The following is a 15,913-nucleotide window of genomic DNA, read 5'->3' on the forward strand; positions in this document are numbered from 1 at the left end:
CCTCATCCTTACCAAGGATGTGCTCTACCACCTGAGCCATAGCAGCAAATGGCGACCCGGATGGGGCTCGAACCCACGACCTCTAGCGTGACAGGCTAGCGTTCTAACCAACTGAACTACCGGGCCACTTGCGTTGCCGCACCAGCGACGATGATTATTATACGACAGCTTTCAGGGAAAGTCAACCCTGTTTTTGAAAATTTTTTGAAAATTTTTTAAGATGGCCGGCACAGCCTTGCTGTAAGGCCCTTTGCACGGCGGAATGAAGCTGGCACAAAGGGTTAAAAAAAAGCCCTGTCCCGGAGGCAGACCAGGACAGGGCAAAAGAAAAGGAAATGGTAAAAAACACAGAAGGCCGCCAGGCTGGAGGTTACAGGCTGCGGGCGATGATGCCGCCGCCTACCACCTGGTTGTTTTGGTAGAGTACCGCACTCTGCCCCGGTGCAGGGGCACGGGTGGGCTCCTGAAATACCAGCGTGCACTCACCGTCAAATTGGCAGGGGGTGAGGGGGGCGGCGCTGCGCACCTTTACCAGATAGTCGCCAGCAGGCAGGGGCACACCACTGGGGGTGCAGATGTTTTCCAGCTGAATGCTGCTGAAAAATTCCTCCCCGGCCCAGCCCAGTTCCACATCTCCGCTGGGCAGAATGGCTTTTACAAAGGCAGGCTTGCCCAGTGCAATGCCCAGACCCTTGCGCTGGCCCACCGTGTAATGGCTTACGCCCTGGTGGGGGCCCAGATCCTGCCCATCCGGCCCAATAAAGCGGCCCTGTTTGTCGGTCATGCCTCGGCGGGCAATAAAGCCGGCATAATCGCCATCCGGAATAAAGCAGATTTCCATGCTGTCCGGGCTGTCTGCACAGGGCAGCCCCAGATCCCGTGCCATGGCCCGGATGTCCTCTTTTTCAAATTCGCCCAAGGGCAGGCACAGGCGGCTTAAAACGCTCTGATCCAGCCGGTACAGCATATAGCTTTGGTCCCGTGCGGTGCTTTCCGGCCGGGCAATGCGGTATTCGCCCTGTTCGGTTTGTTCCACCCGGGCATAATGGCCGGTGGCCACAAAGGGGATGTCCAGCTCGTCCGCCCGCTGCACCAGCAGCTTGAATTTAACCTCCGGATTGCACAGGATGCAGGGGTTGGGGGTGCGGCCTGCACAGTAATCCTGGCAGAAGGGCTGTACCACCCTTTGCTCAAATTCCGGCCCGGCTTCAATAATTTCCAGCGGAATGCCCAGCGAAGCAGCAGCGGCCTTGGCTTCCTCCACGGCTTTGTCGTGGGCAGGGGAAAAACGGATAACCGCACCGGTCACTGCAAACCCCTGGTCCTGTAAGATATGTACGCAGACGGCGGAGTCCACCCCGCCGGAAACACCCACCAGCACCCGGTCCTGCTGTTCGTAGGTGGAAAACTGATTGCCGGGAAACAGTACCTCACTCATGGTTTGTATGCGCTCCTTTTTTGTTGGATTGTGCGGTCAGGCCTGGCGGCCGCCGTATCGCTTGCTTTGTTCCACAGCCAGCCGGTCGCACCGCTCGTTTTCCGGGTGGCCTGCGTGGCCCTTAATCCATTTGTATTCAATGGTATGAGGCTCGCACAAATCCAGCAGACGGGCCCAAAGGTCCGAGTTAAGGGCGGGGGATTTATCGCTCTTTTTCCAGCCTCTTGCCCGCCAGCCCTTGGCCCAGCCCTTTTCTAAACCATCTATTACATATTTAGAGTCGCTGCAAAAGGTAATGTGACAAGGCTCCTTCAGCTGCTCCAAAGCCCGGATAAAAGCAGTGAGCTCCATACGGTTGTTGGTGGTTTCGGCCTCGCCGCCAGACAGCTCTTTTTCGTGCTGCTTGTAGCGCAGAACGGCACCCCACCCCCCTGGGCCGGGGTTGCCGCTGCAAGCGCCGTCGGTAAAAATCTCGATGTGTTTCATGGTGCCTCCTTGCAGGCCGGGCTGCGCACAGCTGCGCCGCCGCCGAATTACTGTTTCATTATAGCCTGTTTTAAAGCGGCCCACAAGGGGAATAATTGACACGGCGTTGGTATAAATAGTATAATGAAATCAACTTTAGGTTGGGAAAGTTTACCCGCCTTAGCCGAGCAGGGCCGCAGAATGCCACGAGCAGCCATGCTCTTTGTGCGTGATAAAAAAGGGGCCCGGTCGCATTGAACAAATGGACCCGCTGCGCCCAAAGGCTGTTGATTGCCTGATTTTATCGGGTGTGGGGTAGCAGGTGCTGCCGCACATCAAAACAAACTGAACCAGCAGCGCAACACGGCTGCTTACTTAAATCCAACCCGGTACAGGAGCTTTTGGCATTTCTGCACCGTCCGTGGCTTGATTGTAAAGGAGAAAATAATCTATGAACCAAAGCGAACGCTCGGCTGGAACACAGCCCAAAAAAGAACGGCAGCCCCGTCCTGCCGTAAAAAACAACCCCCAGCGCAGCGAGAATGGCCAGCAGGCACCCCGCCGCCGCACTTACTACGGCCGCAGCCGCAAACCCGGCGGCAAGGCTCCCAAGGAAAAGAACCGCACCCCTGCTATCCCCATGCACATTATCCCGCTGGGCGGCCTGGGCGAGGTGGGCAAAAACATCACCCTCTACGAGTGCCAGGGGGATATGCTCCTTGTGGACTGCGGCCTGGTATTCCCGGACAGCGATATGTTCGGCATTGACCTGGTAATCCCCGATTTCACCTATGTGGTGCAAAACAAGGATAAAATCAAGGGCGTGGTCATTACCCACGGTCACGAAGACCACATTGGCGCATTGCCCTATCTGCTCAAGCAGGTGAATCTGCCCATCTATGCCACCAAGCTGACCATTGGCCTGATTAAAAACAAGCTGGAGGAGCACGGTCTGCTGGGCCGCACCAAGCTGGTGGAAATTCAGCCCCGGCGCAAGTTCAAGCTGGGCTGCTTTACCGTGGAGCCCATTCATGTGAACCACTCCATTCCGGATGCGGTGGCCCTGGCCATTGAGTGCCCCGCCGGTGTGGTCATCCAGACGGGTGACTTTAAAATTGACTACACCCCTCTGTCCGATGGCCCCACCGACCTGGCCGCCATTGCCGAATACGGCAAAAAGGGCGTGCTGGCTCTGCTGAGCGATTCCACCAACGCAGAACGGCCTGGCTTTACCGCCACCGAGCACAAGGTGGCCCAGAGCTTTGGCAACCTGTTCCGTCAGGCAGATAAAAAGCGTATCATCATTGCTACCTTTGCCTCCAACATCTACCGGGTGCAGCAGATTATTGACCTGGCCGTGGAGAATGGCCGCAAGGTGGCTGTTTCCGGCCGGAGCATGGCCAACAACACCAAGATGGCCATGGAACTGGGCTACCTCCATGCACCGGAAGGGGTGCTCATTGATCTGGAGCAGATTAACAAGTATCCCCCCGAAAAGGTGGTGCTCATCACCACCGGCAGCCAGGGCGAGCCTTTGAGTGCTCTGTCCCGCATGGCCAGCGCAAGCCACCGGAATGTGCGGGTAGGCCCCGGAGACTTTATTATTATTTCTGCTACGCCCATTCCCGGCAACGAAAAGATGGTTACCAAGGTGGTAAATGGTTTGCTGCGCTTGGGTGCACAGGTAATTTACGAGTCCATGTACGATGTGCATGTATCCGGCCATGCCTGCCAGGAGGAACAAAAACTGGTGCTCACCCTGGCTGCGCCTAAGTACTTCCTGCCGGTACACGGCGAGTACAAGCAGCTGAAAAAACACGCCATGACCGCCGAGAGCCTGGGCATTCCTGCAAAGAATATCCACATTGCCGAGGTAGGTCAGGACATCATCCTCAGTGCCGATGAGCTGAAAACCGGCGAGCCGGTACCCTCCGGCGCCGTCATGGTGGACGGGCTGAGCGTGGGCGATGTGGGCAATGTGGTACTGCGGGACCGCCGCCACCTCTCGGAGGACGGTCTGGTGATTGTGGTGGCCACGGTGGACAGCATTACCGGAGAGGTAGTAGCCGGTCCGGACCTTGTATCCCGCGGATTTGTGTATGTGCGGGAGAGCGAGGAACTGATGGACGAAGCCCGGCGGCTGGTCTCTCAGTGCTTTGAGCGCTGCGCCAGTGAGCATGTGCGGGATTGGAACAGCGTAAAAACCCGTGTGCGGGAGGCTCTTTCTTCGTATATTTATCGCAAAACCAAGCGCAGCCCCATGATTCTGCCCATCTTGATGGAAGTTTAATGGTGTTTGCCCGCTGGGGCAAACTGCAAAGGAGGCAAGGCCATGCATCTACGGCCAAGGTTTACACTGGAAGCGTGCTGTGCAGCCCTGGGGGTACTATGTCTGGTGCTCACCGTGCTGCTGGCTTTGGTGGATTTGCGCATTCTTTGGGTTATGGTGCCGCTGCTGGCGGTGGTAGCGCTGCTGTTTTGGATGCTGTCCCGCACGATTACCCGGTCGGTTGCCCGCATGGTACGCAGTGCCGGTGCACAAGCTCCTGGCCAGCTGGGGCTGGAAGGGCTGGAGCTGCCGGCCGCCCTGGTGGACAATTGTTCCATTATCTGGTACAACCGTGCCTTCTGCGCCACCATTTTGCAGGGGCAGGAGCAGGTGGTTCCGCCCCTGAAAGCGGTGCTGCCCGGCCTGGATTTGGAACAATGCGCACAGCCCAAAGGCCAGGTGCTGAGCGTGGGCGAGCAGACCTATGCCGTGCACGCAAGCCAGCCCGCAGGCAGCCAGTCCCAGGATGTTCGTATTTTGTATCTGCTGGATGAAACCCAGCTGCGGTGGGAGGCAGCGGAGTATTCCGCCACCCGCCCCGCCTGTATGCTGCTGGAAATTGACGGCTACAACGAGCTGCTTGCAGATATGAAGGACTCCGAGCGGGCCCGCCAGATTGAGGCAGTCAACCGGGTAATGGAGGACTATTTTGCCCATACCACCGGTTTTTTGCGGCGCATCAGCGATGCCCGCTACATAGCTGTGGTGGAAGAACGCCATATGCGGGAGATGGTGGCAGCAAAGTTTGACCTGCTGGACCAGGTGCGCAGCCTGGATTGCGCTGTGCCCATGACCCTTTCCATTGGCGTGGGCCGGGGCGGCCAAACCCTGCACCAGTGCCAGGAACTGGCCCAGCAAAGCCTGGATATGGCCCTGGGCCGGGGCGGTGACCAGGCGGCGGTAAAAACCCCGGATGGCTTTGCTTTTTATGGCGGCGTGTCCCGCAGTGTAGAAAAGCGCAGCCGGGTGAAGAGCCGGATTATTGCCACCGCTCTCACGGATATGATTCATCAGGCGGACAGCGTGATTATTATGGGCCACCGGCTCAGCGATCTGGACAGCCTGGGTTCCGCCATTGGCGTGCTGAGCATCTGCAAAAGCATGAATGTGCCGGCTGTTATTGCCATCCGGCGGGAGGCTACGCTGGCGCAAAGCCTGCTGCAAGCCTTCGACCGGGCCGGTCGGGGGGAGGATTTTATTGCACCCCAGAAGGCACTGGACTACATTACCCCCAAAACTCTGCTGATTGTGGTGGACACCCACATTAAAGGATTGCTGGAAAGCAGGGAAATTTATGAAAAATGCCGTCAGGTGGTGGTGATTGACCATCACCGCAAGGCGGTGGGACATATTGAGGATGCAGTGCTTTCGTTCCACGAGCCTTACGCATCCTCGGCCAGCGAGCTGGTGAGCGAGCTGATTCAGTATGTAAATAAGGGACAATCCCGGCCAGACCCGCTGGAAGCGGAAGCACTGCTGGCTGGCATCATGCTGGATACCCGCAATTTTGCTCTGCACACAGGGGTGCGCACCTTTGAGGCGGCTGCCTATCTGCGAAAGATGGGCGCCATGACCGAGCGGGTGAAGCTGCTGTTTAACTCCAGCATGGAGGAATACGCCGCAAAGTGCAATCTGGTGGAATCGGCCCATCTTTACATGGGGTGTGCAGTTTCGGCGTCCGATGCGCTGCCTGCAGGTATGGATGTGGCGGTACCCCAGGCCGCAAATGACCTGCTTACCATTGATGGAGTGGGGGCCAGCTTTGTGGCGGTGCAAAAGGGCAGCGATGTAACCATCTCTGCCCGCAGCATGGGTGCTGTGAATGTGCAGTTCATCATGGAGAAGCTGGGCGGCGGCGGACACCTTACCATGGCAGGTGCCCAGCTGAAAAACACCGACATTCAAACTGCCGAACAAAAGATACGCCAGGCCATTGCGGCTTACCGGGCAGACCAGGAACAGGCAGCCCGGCAGGAAAATGGCCCTCAGGAGCTATAAGTGCCCGCCAAAAGGAAAAAGCCCTGTATGGCTGGTGCAAACAGGAAATAAAGGAGAGTAACACCATGAAGGTAATTTTGAAGCAGGATGTTAAAAACATCGGTAAAAAAGATGAAATCCATGAGGTTTCGGACGGCTACGCCCGCAACTTTTTGTTCCCCCGCAATCTGGCTGCCCAGGCCGATGCCACTGCACTGAACATGGTGCGTACCAAGAACGAAGCCAAGGAGCACCACGCTGCAGAGGCACTGGAGGCTGCTCGTCAGCTGGCCGATACCATTAAGGATAAGGTTGTGCTGATTCGCTCCAAGGGCAACGGCGGCCGTCTGTTTGGCAAAATCACTTCCAAGGAAGTGGCAGCGCACCTGAGCCAGCAGGTTGGCCACGAGATTGACAAACGCAAGGTGGAACTGGAGCGGGACATTAAGGAGTTCGGCACCTATGGCGCCACCGTTAAGCTGCACCCCGGTGTAACCAGTACCTTTAAGGTAAAGGTGGAAGAGCAGCAGTAATCAGCTATTGGTGCGCCCAGCGGTTGCCGCTGGGCGCACTTGTTCGCAGGCAAATTGTTAGGCGGCCCCGGCGGGGGAAAGGAAACCTATGCAGGATATGAATTTGGAACTGGAAACCATGGGACTGTCCGAGCCCTATAACATGGAGGCGGAACAGTCGGTGCTGGGGGCTGCCCTGCTGGACAGCGAGCGGGTGATGCCGGCCCTCATCAATACCCTGAAACCGGATATGTTTTATTCCCGGCAGAATGGGGAAATCTTTACCCAGATGGTGCAGCTGTTTTCTGGCACCGAACAACTGGATGCAGTCACCCTGATTGATGCGGTGGACCAGACCGGTGTGTTTGAAAGCCTGGAGGCAGCCAAGGTGTACATTGCCCGGCTGGCCGAGGTGGTGCCCTCCATCAGCAATTTTGAGGCGTATGCCCGCATTGTGGCGGATAAGTACCTTACCCGTCAGGTAATGCACCTGGCCCAGTCGGTGCTCAAGCAAAGCGGCGACCGGCCGGATGCAGAATTGCTGCTGGAAAGTCTGGAGCAGCAGCTCACCGACATCCGCTCCATCCAAAAGCGGGAGGAGCTTACCCGCCTTTCGGATGCGTTTCTGGAAACCATGGCCACCCTGCAAAAAATTGCAGGCCCCAATAAAGATAAATATGCAGGTATCCCCACCGGATTTACCTATCTGGACAGTATTCTCACCGGCCTGGGCCGTTCGGATTTGATTATCCTGGCGGCCCGCCCTGGTATGGGTAAAACCAGCTTTGCGCTGAACATTGCCACCAATGTGGCCAAAAAGAGTCGCATTCCGGTGGCGATTTTCAGCCTGGAAATGAGCAAGGAGCAGCTTACCAACCGTATTCTCTCGGCGGAAGCAGGTGTGGACAGCCATGCCTTCCGTTCCGGTGCGCTGAAAAACAGCGATTGGGAGGATTTGGCCCACGCCATGGATGTGCTCCACGATGTGCCTATTTTTATGGACGATACCTCTGGCATTACCATTGCAGAGGTGAAGGCAAAAATTCGCAAAATCAACCAAGACCCAGACAAAGCGCCCATTGGGCTGGTGGTGATTGACTATTTGCAGCTGATGACCAGCGGCCGGCGCACCGAAAACCGGGTGCAGGAAATCAGTGATATTACCCGAAACCTTAAAATCATGGCAAAAGAGCTGAATGTGCCGGTCATTGCCCTGTCTCAGCTGTCCCGTGCGGCGGAAAAGGGCAGTGGCCGCAGCGACCACCGGCCCCAGCTTTCGGACCTGCGTGACTCCGGTTCCATCGAGCAGGACGCAGACATCGTGCTGTTTTTGTACCGGGAAGGGTACTATGCCTCCATGAGCGGCGAAAGCCTGGAGGAGAGCAACTCCAGCACGGCGGAGTGCATCATTGCAAAAAACCGTCACGGTGAAACCGGCAAGGTGGACCTGGGCTGGGATGGTGCCCACACCCGGTTCGTGAACCTGGACTACAACCATGCATGAGCTGGAACGGGCAGCGGCCCGTGCACTGGCCCAGCAGACCCACCCCGGTCAGCGGGTGATTGCGGCGGTATCCGGCGGAGCGGACTCCATGGCGCTGCTGGCCTGTCTGCTGAACTTGCAGGAGCTGTTTGAACTACAGGTGGAGGCGGTGCATGTGAACCATGGCCTGCGCCCGGCGGCTTTACAGGAACAGCAGCTGGTGGAAGAATTTTGTACTGGCCGAGGCGTGCCGCTCCACTGTTTCAGCCATCCGCCCCAGGCAGAGCACCGCAGTGAGGATTGGGCAAGGCAGCTGCGGTACAGCTATTTTGACCAGCTGCTGGAGCAGCGGCCCGGGGTCATTGCCACCGCCCACACCCTAAGCGACCAGGCGGAGACCCTACTGTTTCGGCTGGCACGGGGCACCGGCCCCAGGGGGGCAGTGGGCATCCCGGCCCAGCGGCCCGGCTACATCCGGCCTCTTTTGGAGGTGGAGCGGGCCTGCACCGAGGATTACTGCCGCACAAACGGTATTCTTTTTGCGGTGGATGAAAGCAATCTGGACCAGCGATATGCCCGTAATCGCATTCGCCACAAGGTCATTCCCCAGCTGGAGCAGATTAACCCCAAAGCCCAGCAGGCCCTGGGGGACTTTTGCACCCGGCTGGCCCAGTGGCAGCAATATTTTGCCCAGGAAGGGGCAAACTTGCTACAAAAGGCCAAAACACCCCATGGATGGGAGCGGTGCATTCTGGCTCAGGCCCCCCAGCCGGTTCTTCAGGAAGCATTGGCCCAGCTAGTGGCCAGCAAACGAACCCTGCGCCAGACGGATTTGGAGCCTTTGAACCGGTTGTGTGCCGGAGAAATCAGTGCAGTGGAGCTGGGCCCCGGCCTGCGGCTGGAGCTGCGCAAGGGCCAGATTTGCTGGGCAGATTTGGCTGTTTGCAGCCCGGCGGCCCCTGCGCCTGCCCATCCCGGCGTGTACCACCTGCCGGGGGGCTATACGCTGGAGCTGACCTTGCTGGAAGGACAGCAGGCCCAACAGATGAAAAAAATTGCGCAAACCAGCAAAAAAGGCTTAAACAATGCCCTTGATTATGATAAAATAAGTGATGCATTGTCTGTCCGCACCCGTCAGCCGGGGGATGTGTTTCGTCCGGCAGGGCGTGGCGGCAGCAAAACCTTGAAAAAGCTATTCAATGAAAAAGCGGTGCCAGCTGCCCAGCGCAGCCTACTGCCTCTGCTTGCACAAGGCAGCCAGGTGGTGTGGCTGTGGGGAGAAGGCGCCGCAGAGGATATGCGCCCTGGGCCGCACACCCAGCGCATCCTTACCATCTGCCCCAGGGCAAAGGAGTTAGAAACATGAGCATGAACAACGACATTTTACAGGTGCTTTTTACCGAGGAACAGCTCAAAGCCAAGTGCGCCGAGATGGGTGCACAGATTACCAAGGACTACCAGGGCAAAAATCTGGTGCTGGTAACGGTGCTCAAGGGCGCTGTGGTTTACCTGGCAGACCTGATGCGCTGCATCGATATGCCCTGCGCCATTGACTTTATGGTGGTTTCCTCCTACGGAAGCGGCACCAGCAGCAGCGGCGAGGTTAAAATCATCAAGGACCTGGACCAGGACCTCACCGGCAAGGATATTCTTGTGGTGGAAGATATTCTGGATTCCGGCATTACCCTGAATTACCTCAAGGGCCTTTTGGCCAGCCGCAACCCGGCCAGCATTCGCATTGCTGCTTTGCTGGATAAGCCGGAGCGCCGTGCTGTGGACCTGCAGGCAGACTATGTGGGCTACCAGGTGCCGGATGAATTCGTGGTAGGCTACGGCTTGGACTACGACGAAAAATACCGCAACCTGCCCTATGTGGGAATTCTCAAGCCGGAAGTTTACGAAAACTGACCCATAAGACGCTGTTTTGCCGGCAAACCTGGCAGGCGTTTTCTTATGATAGAGCGGCGCAAAGGGAGATTGGCACAATCTCCCTTTTGCCGTAACAGATAGGAGATGAGATTTTTGCAGCGGAGACCCAAATTTAATGGCGTACTAATCGTGGTTCTGCTGGCATTGAGTGTGCTGGCACTGAACCTGTGGTCTGTGATGAACACCCAAACCATGCCCATGAGCTACTCTAAAATGCTCAGTTATTTTAAAAATCAGCAGGTTGTGGGCTTTGATATGGACCTGAACACCGGCAGCATCAAGCTGGCTCTGGTGGAGGGAGCGGTGGAGCTGCCCAAGCAGGCTGTGGACACCGAAAAGGCGGCTGCTCAGAATGCCCAGCGGGGCATGATGAGCCTGCTGATGACCGGCAGCAGTGTTCAGCAGGACCCCAGCGATGTATTCCCCAGCGGAAAAGGCATCTACCGGGTAACCTATCAGGTGCCTTATTTTAGCATTTTTTACGAGGATGTACAGCCTTACATTCAGGCCTATAACGATGCACACCCCGACGCACCCATGTACCAGGATTACAGCCCCATTAAGAGCAGCATTCCCTGGGCCGACATTCTGATGATGGCGGTCATGGTGGGCAGCATGATCTTTTTGTTCTTCTTTATGTTCCGGGGCAACCAGGGCGGCAACATCATGAATGTGGGCCGTGCCAAGGTGAAAGAGCAGGGGGACGAAAAGCGTAAAACCACCTTTGCCGATGTGGCAGGAGCCGATGAGGAAAAGGCAGAACTGGAGGAAATCGTTCAGTTCCTGAAGGACCCCAGCCGCTTTAACAGTCTGGGTGCCCGCATTCCCCATGGCGTACTGCTGGTAGGCCCTCCGGGTACCGGTAAAACCCTGCTGGCCCGGGCCTGTGCCGGTGAGGCAGGCGTGCCCTTCTACTCCATTTCCGGTTCCGATTTTGTGGAAATGTATGTGGGCGTGGGTGCTTCCCGTGTGCGGGACCTGTTCGAGAAGGCCAAAAAGAGCGCTCCCAGCATTATCTTTATTGACGAAATCGACGCCGTGGGCCGCCAGCGCGGCACCGGCCTGGGCGGCGGTCACGACGAGCGGGAACAGACCCTGAACCAGATGCTGGTGGAGATGGACGGCTTTGGCGCCAACGAGGGCGTGATTGTGATTGCCGCCACCAACCGTGCGGATATTCTGGACCATGCCCTGCTGCGGCCTGGCCGTTTTGACCGCCAGGTGTATGTGGGTCTGCCCGATGTGAAGGGCCGTGAGGAGATTTTGAAGGTACACACCCGCAAAAAGCCTCTGGCTCCCGATGTTAACCTTAAAACCATTGCCCAGTCCACTGCCGGTTTTGCGGGTGCAGACCTGGAAAACCTGGTGAACGAGGCCGCATTGCTGGCCGCACGCCGGGGCAAAAAGGCCATCACCGAAAAGGAAATCGAGGAAGCTTCCATCAAGGTGGTGGCAGGCCCCGAAAAGAAGAGCCGTGTGGTGACCGAAAAAGAGAAAAAACTCACCGCTTACCACGAGGCTGGCCATGCCATTACCAGCTGGTTCTGCCCCACCAACGACCCGGTGCATCAAATCAGCATCATTCCCCGTGGCCAGGCCGGTGGCTTTACCATGTACCTGCCGGATAAGGATGCAAGCTATGTAACCAAAACCGCCATGCAGGAGCGCATTGTAAGCCTGTTGGGCGGCCGTGTGGCGGAAAGCCTGGTACTGGAGGATATTTCCACCGGTGCTTCCAACGATTTGGAGCGTGCCACCCAGACCGCCCGCAGCATGGTAACCCGGTACGGATTCTCCGAGCGGCTGGGGCCTGTGGTGTACGGCTCTGACCCAGGCGAAACCTTCCTGGGGCGTGATTTCAGCCAGGGCAAAGGCTACTCCGAAACCATCGCTGCGGAAATCGACAGCGAAATTCGGGACATTGTGGACGAAGCCTTTGAGCGTGCCCGCCGTATTCTGAGCGAGAACATGGATAAGCTGCACATCGTTTCCAAAGAGCTGATGGTGCGTGAAAAGCTTTCCGGTCAGGAGTTCCGCACCCTGATGGAGGGAGGCAGCCTGCCCAGCCTGGAGCAGGAGCCTGCACCTGCACCGGCTGAACCGGCTCAGACAGCGGAGCCTGCCCAGGTGGCCCAGCCCGCTGAACCTGCCCAGCCTGCCGAACCGGCCCAGCCGGAGCAGCAGGACTGATGCTGTTTGATCGAAAGGAGTAAAGAGCCATGGAGGAAAATTTTGACCTTCTGGCGCAATCCCGTGCCAATTATTACACCAAAGGCAGCCCCATTCAGTTTGTAAAGGTGGAGCTGCTTAAAGGAGATGTTACCGGCGATATTGCGGTTTGCCTTTCCTTTAAAAATATTACCAACCAGCCCATTGTGGCTCTGCTGGTGCAATTCAAATGCAAGGACCGCACCGGCGCTGTGGTCTGCCAGGATGAATTCTGCTACCAAGGGCTGGATACCTCCAACGGCCAGGTATTCGGCTCTGACGATGCAGTGTACATTGGGACCGATGCCATTGGCAGTGTGGAGGTGGACTTGCTGGAGGCCTACCTGGCCGATGGCGGCATTATTGATTTGACCGGCTTTAGCCGCACCCGCCTGCCTGCGCCCAAAAAGCTGCCGGCCGATGTGGCTTCCCGGCTGGAAGAACGCACCCGCAAAAATGGCCTGGAGTATGTACCCCAGGTGCTGGACCAGGGCTGGTACTGCGCCTGCGGTGCCTTCCATCCCAGAGAGGAGGAGGGTGTTTGGTGCAGTGAGTGCGGCAGTGACCGCATTCTGCTGCAAAACACCCTGTCCACCCTTTTGCAAACCGGTGCATCGGCCCAGCGGGTTGCGGCAGATGAACAGCCCACCCGTCTGGTTTCTTCTGCACAGGATCAGGCTACCACCCGTGCAGTGCCCCCCCTCAAAAAGGAGGGCGTCTATGTGCAGCAGTTTGGCCAGCGGGGCTACAATGTACCCCCGCCCCAGCCTGAGCCTGAGGACGACAGCGATATGCGTGTTGTGCCGGATGCCCGCCGCCGGGCCGCTGGTGCTGCCCGTGATTTGTATCGGGATAAGCCGGTACAGAAGGACCAGGAGGACTGGCAGGGCGACCAGTACGACGATGGTGAAGGTTACGACGGCTATGAGGACTACTCTGAGGGCTACGATGAGGAATTTGACCCCCGTGACCTGGTGGCGGAGCGAATCATCCGCTGGGCACCGCCCATCACCGCAGTGCTTTGCGGCCTGATTGCGCTCACAGGCTTTTTGCTTATGCGGTAAGATCTGCTGCCCTTTGTGCGCCGAACCAACAAGGATAAAGTATCCAGAAAAGTCTCCCTGTCTGCGGCATCTGCCGGGGCAGGGAGACTTTTTGCGTAAATTCGTCAAGCTCAATCCCGCCGCCGCTGGCAAAAGAAAGGGGGAGCGAAAGCTGTTGGAACCCTGCCGCCCGGCGGAGAATCTGCGGCAGATGCAAGCCCATGGGGGCAGGGGTGGCCTTGACATTTGCGGGCTGGCCATGGTTAAATAGAACAATGCGCGGCCCTGCCATTGGGCGGTGCCTTCTTACAGCAAGGGAATGAATCTGCCGCAAGGGGGCCACAATGGGAGCGGGCTGCCTATAAAGAGTAGGACTGCCAAGCAGTGCGGCGGCGGTATTTACCGGCTGCTGCCTGCAAGGAAAGTACCTCTCAACATTACCGTAGTTACACAGCCCCTTTCCCTTTGGGAGAGGGGCTGCCCCGCCGGTGGAACCTGCCGGCACTAGCCCTTGCAAGGGGATTTACAGAAAGGGAGGTACCAACCTTGGCGAAAAAACAGGAATACGGCAACCAGAGCATTTCCAGCCTGAAGGGTGCAGACCGGGTGCGAAAGCGGCCGGCCGTTATCTTTGGGTCGGACGGTGTGGACGGCTGTGCCCACTCCATTTTTGAAATCCTGTCCAACTCCATCGACGAAGCCCGTGAAGGCCATGGCGACCGCATTGTGCTCACCCGGTTCAAGGATGGCAGTGTGCAGGTGGAGGACTTTGGCCGGGGTCTCCCGGTGGATTACAACCCCAACGAGGAGCGTTACAACTGGGAGCTGGTGTTCTGCGAGATGTACGCCGGCGGCAAATATTCTGCCGGGGAAGACAACTATGAATTTTCTCTGGGTCTGAACGGCCTGGGTCTGTGCGCCACCCAGTATGCCAGCGAATGGATGAAGGCCGATGTCTACCGGGATGGCTTCCATTATCATCTGGAATTTGCATCCGGTGAGCCGGTAGGCCAGCTGGAAAAGGAACCCTACAAGGGCCGCCGCACCGGTACCATCATCCGCTGGAAGCCGGACACCCAGGTGTTTACCGAGGTGGATGTTCCCACCGAATATTTTGTGGATACCATGCGCCGCCAAGCGGTGGTGAATGCAGGCCTTACCCTGGTACTGGACGACCGCACCGGGGCAGAACCCATCACCCAGGAGTTCTGCTACCAAAAGGGCATTGAGGATTATGTCAACGAAACCGTGGGGCTGGACTACCTGACCCCGGTGCGGTACTGCGAATCCTCGGCTGTGGGCCGGGACCGGGAGGACCAGCCGGACTATAAAGTGAAGATGAGTGCAGCGTTCTGCTTTTCCAACAAGGTGCAGAAGCTGGAATACTACCACAACTCCAGCTGGCTGGAGCATGGCGGCAGCCCCGACCGGGCTGTGCGCACTGCCTTTGTGAACCAGATTGACGGGTACCTCAAAAGCAAGGGAATGTACAAAAAAAACGAGAGCAAAATTACCTTCAACGATGTGCAGGATTGCCTTGTGTATGTTTCCAACACCTTTTCCACCCGCACCAGCTACGAAAACCAGACCAAAAAGGCCATCAACAACAAGTTTGTGGCCCAGGCCATGACCGAGTTTTTGAAGCACAATCTGGAAGTGTACTTTTTGGAAAATCCGGAGGATGCCCAAAAAATCTGCCAGCAGGTGCTCATCAACAAACAAAGCCGGGAACACGCCGAAAAAACCCGCCAGAGCATCAAAAAAACCATGACCTCCCAGATTGATATTGCCAACCGGGTGCAGAAGTTTGTGGACTGCCGCACCAAGGATGTAAGCCGCCGGGAGCTGTATATCGTGGAGGGTGACTCGGCCATGGGTGCGGTAAAAACCAGCCGTGATTCCGAGTATCAGGCAATTATGCCGGTTCGTGGTAAGATTTTGAACTGCCTGAAGGCAGACTATGACCGCATTTTTAAATCGGAGGTTATCACCGACCTGATCAAGGTGCTGGGCTGCGGGGTGGAGCTGGGCGGAAAGGCCAAAAAAGATTTGGCCACCTTTAACCTGGAAAATCTGCGCTGGAACAAGGTGGTAATCTGTACCGACGCAGATGTGGACGGCTACCAGATTCGCACCCTGATTCTTACCATGCTTTACCGCCTGGTGCCCACCCTCATTCAGGAAGGGTATGTTTACATTGCAGAAAGCCCCCTGTATGAAATCGGCACCAAAACCAAAACCTACTTTGCATACACCGAGCCGGAAAAGGCGAATATTCTGGAACGCATTCAAGGCCAGAAGTACACCATCCAGCGCTCTAAGGGTCTGGGCGAAAACGACCCGGAAATGATGTGGCTCACCACCATGAACCCGGAAAGCCGCCGCCTGATTAAGGTGGAGCCGGAGGGTGTGGAGCATACCGCCGCCATGTTTGACCTGCTTTTGGGCGACAACCTGGCAGGCCGTAAGGAGCACATTGCCCAGCATGGCGCCGAATATCTGGACGATTTGGATTTGTCGTAACAGGGA

The 15,913-nt window shown here is 57.1% G+C and carries 11 protein-coding genes and 1 tRNA gene; 9 read left to right on the forward strand and 3 right to left on the reverse strand.

Annotated features, from left to right (window positions below; translation table 11 throughout):
* Positions 1 to 49: 49 nt before the first annotated feature.
* From ACH2EM_RS08540 to rnhA, 3 genes are all read right to left on the reverse strand, one after another.
* Positions 50 to 126: transfer RNA gene (locus tag ACH2EM_RS08540), tRNA-Asp, on the reverse strand.
* A gap of 244 nt (positions 127 to 370) precedes the next feature.
* Entirely contained in the window at positions 371 to 1,438 is a 1,068-nt protein-coding gene (mnmA, locus tag ACH2EM_RS08545) for a tRNA 2-thiouridine(34) synthase MnmA (RefSeq protein WP_395151867.1), read from the reverse strand.
* A gap of 36 nt (positions 1,439 to 1,474) precedes the next feature.
* A complete protein-coding gene (gene rnhA / locus ACH2EM_RS08550) occupies positions 1,475 to 1,924 on the reverse strand; it encodes a ribonuclease HI (protein ID WP_395151869.1) in 450 nt (149 codons plus the stop codon).
* 430 nt (positions 1,925 to 2,354) lie between these two features.
* Between rnhA and ACH2EM_RS08555 the strand changes: the two genes are divergently transcribed.
* The 9 genes from ACH2EM_RS08555 to ACH2EM_RS08595 all read left to right on the forward strand — a co-directional run bounded on the left by ACH2EM_RS08555 (position 2,355) and on the right by ACH2EM_RS08595 (position 15,907).
* Positions 2,355 to 4,193 carry a ribonuclease J gene (locus tag ACH2EM_RS08555; protein ID WP_395151871.1) on the forward strand — a complete coding sequence of 613 codons (1,839 nt, stop codon included), beginning with the start codon at positions 2,355 to 2,357 and terminating at the stop codon, positions 4,191 to 4,193.
* 42 nt (positions 4,194 to 4,235) lie between these two features.
* Positions 4,236 to 6,230, forward strand: a complete 1,995-nt coding sequence (locus ACH2EM_RS08560) for a DHH family phosphoesterase (protein WP_395151873.1) — start codon at positions 4,236 to 4,238, stop codon at positions 6,228 to 6,230.
* A 65-nt stretch (positions 6,231 to 6,295) separates the two neighbouring features.
* Positions 6,296 to 6,742, forward strand: a complete 447-nt coding sequence (rplI, locus tag ACH2EM_RS08565) for a 50S ribosomal protein L9 (RefSeq protein WP_395151875.1) — start codon at positions 6,296 to 6,298, stop codon at positions 6,740 to 6,742.
* Between the two features lie 88 nt (positions 6,743 to 6,830).
* A complete protein-coding gene (dnaB, locus tag ACH2EM_RS08570) occupies positions 6,831 to 8,225 on the forward strand; it encodes a replicative DNA helicase (protein WP_395151877.1) in 1,395 nt (464 codons plus the stop codon).
* Positions 8,218 to 9,570 carry a tRNA lysidine(34) synthetase TilS gene (gene tilS / locus ACH2EM_RS08575; protein WP_395151879.1) on the forward strand — a complete coding sequence of 451 codons (1,353 nt, stop codon included), beginning with the start codon at positions 8,218 to 8,220 and terminating at the stop codon, positions 9,568 to 9,570. The genes dnaB and tilS overlap by 8 nt, the downstream gene beginning before the upstream one ends.
* On the forward strand, positions 9,567 to 10,112 hold the full coding sequence (gene hpt / locus ACH2EM_RS08580; RefSeq protein WP_395151881.1) for a hypoxanthine phosphoribosyltransferase: 546 nt from the start codon (positions 9,567 to 9,569) through the stop codon (positions 10,110 to 10,112). The genes tilS and hpt overlap by 4 nt, the downstream gene beginning before the upstream one ends.
* 105 nt (positions 10,113 to 10,217) lie before the next feature.
* Positions 10,218 to 12,323: an ATP-dependent zinc metalloprotease FtsH gene (gene ftsH, locus ACH2EM_RS08585; RefSeq protein ID WP_395151883.1), complete on the forward strand. Its 2,106-nt coding sequence runs from the start codon at positions 10,218 to 10,220 to the stop codon at positions 12,321 to 12,323.
* A 29-nt stretch (positions 12,324 to 12,352) separates the two neighbouring features.
* The gene (locus tag ACH2EM_RS08590; RefSeq protein ID WP_395151885.1) at positions 12,353 to 13,405 is read left to right on the forward strand and encodes a hypothetical protein; all 1,053 of its coding nucleotides are present in this window, start codon (positions 12,353 to 12,355) and stop codon (positions 13,403 to 13,405) included.
* A 525-nt stretch (positions 13,406 to 13,930) separates the two neighbouring features.
* Positions 13,931 to 15,907: a type IIA DNA topoisomerase subunit B gene (locus ACH2EM_RS08595; RefSeq protein ID WP_395151887.1), complete on the forward strand. Its 1,977-nt coding sequence runs from the start codon at positions 13,931 to 13,933 to the stop codon at positions 15,905 to 15,907.
* Positions 15,908 to 15,913: the final 6 nt, after the last annotated feature.

This window comes from uncultured Allofournierella sp. (genome assembly GCA_944382705.1).
GTDB lineage: Bacteria > Bacillota > Clostridia > Oscillospirales > Ruminococcaceae > Allofournierella.

What these genes read in the sequence shown, in the direction of transcription:
- mnmA (WP_395151867.1), bottom strand. Translation starts at nt 1,438, where the DNA reads ATGAGTGAGGTACTGTTTCCCGGCAATCAGTTTTCCACCTACGAACAG.
- rnhA (WP_395151869.1), bottom strand. Translation starts at nt 1,924, where the DNA reads ATGAAACACATCGAGATTTTTACCGACGGCGCTTGCAGCGGCAACCCC.
- ACH2EM_RS08555 (WP_395151871.1), top strand. Translation starts at nt 2,355, where the DNA reads ATGAACCAAAGCGAACGCTCGGCTGGAACACAGCCCAAAAAAGAACGG.
- ACH2EM_RS08560 (WP_395151873.1), top strand. Translation starts at nt 4,236, where the DNA reads ATGCATCTACGGCCAAGGTTTACACTGGAAGCGTGCTGTGCAGCCCTG.
- rplI (WP_395151875.1), top strand. Translation starts at nt 6,296, where the DNA reads ATGAAGGTAATTTTGAAGCAGGATGTTAAAAACATCGGTAAAAAAGAT.
- dnaB (WP_395151877.1), top strand. Translation starts at nt 6,831, where the DNA reads ATGCAGGATATGAATTTGGAACTGGAAACCATGGGACTGTCCGAGCCC.
- tilS (WP_395151879.1), top strand. Translation starts at nt 8,218, where the DNA reads ATGCATGAGCTGGAACGGGCAGCGGCCCGTGCACTGGCCCAGCAGACC.
- hpt (WP_395151881.1), top strand. Translation starts at nt 9,567, where the DNA reads ATGAGCATGAACAACGACATTTTACAGGTGCTTTTTACCGAGGAACAG.
- ftsH (WP_395151883.1), top strand. Translation starts at nt 10,218, where the DNA reads ATGAGATTTTTGCAGCGGAGACCCAAATTTAATGGCGTACTAATCGTG.
- ACH2EM_RS08590 (WP_395151885.1), top strand. Translation starts at nt 12,353, where the DNA reads ATGGAGGAAAATTTTGACCTTCTGGCGCAATCCCGTGCCAATTATTAC.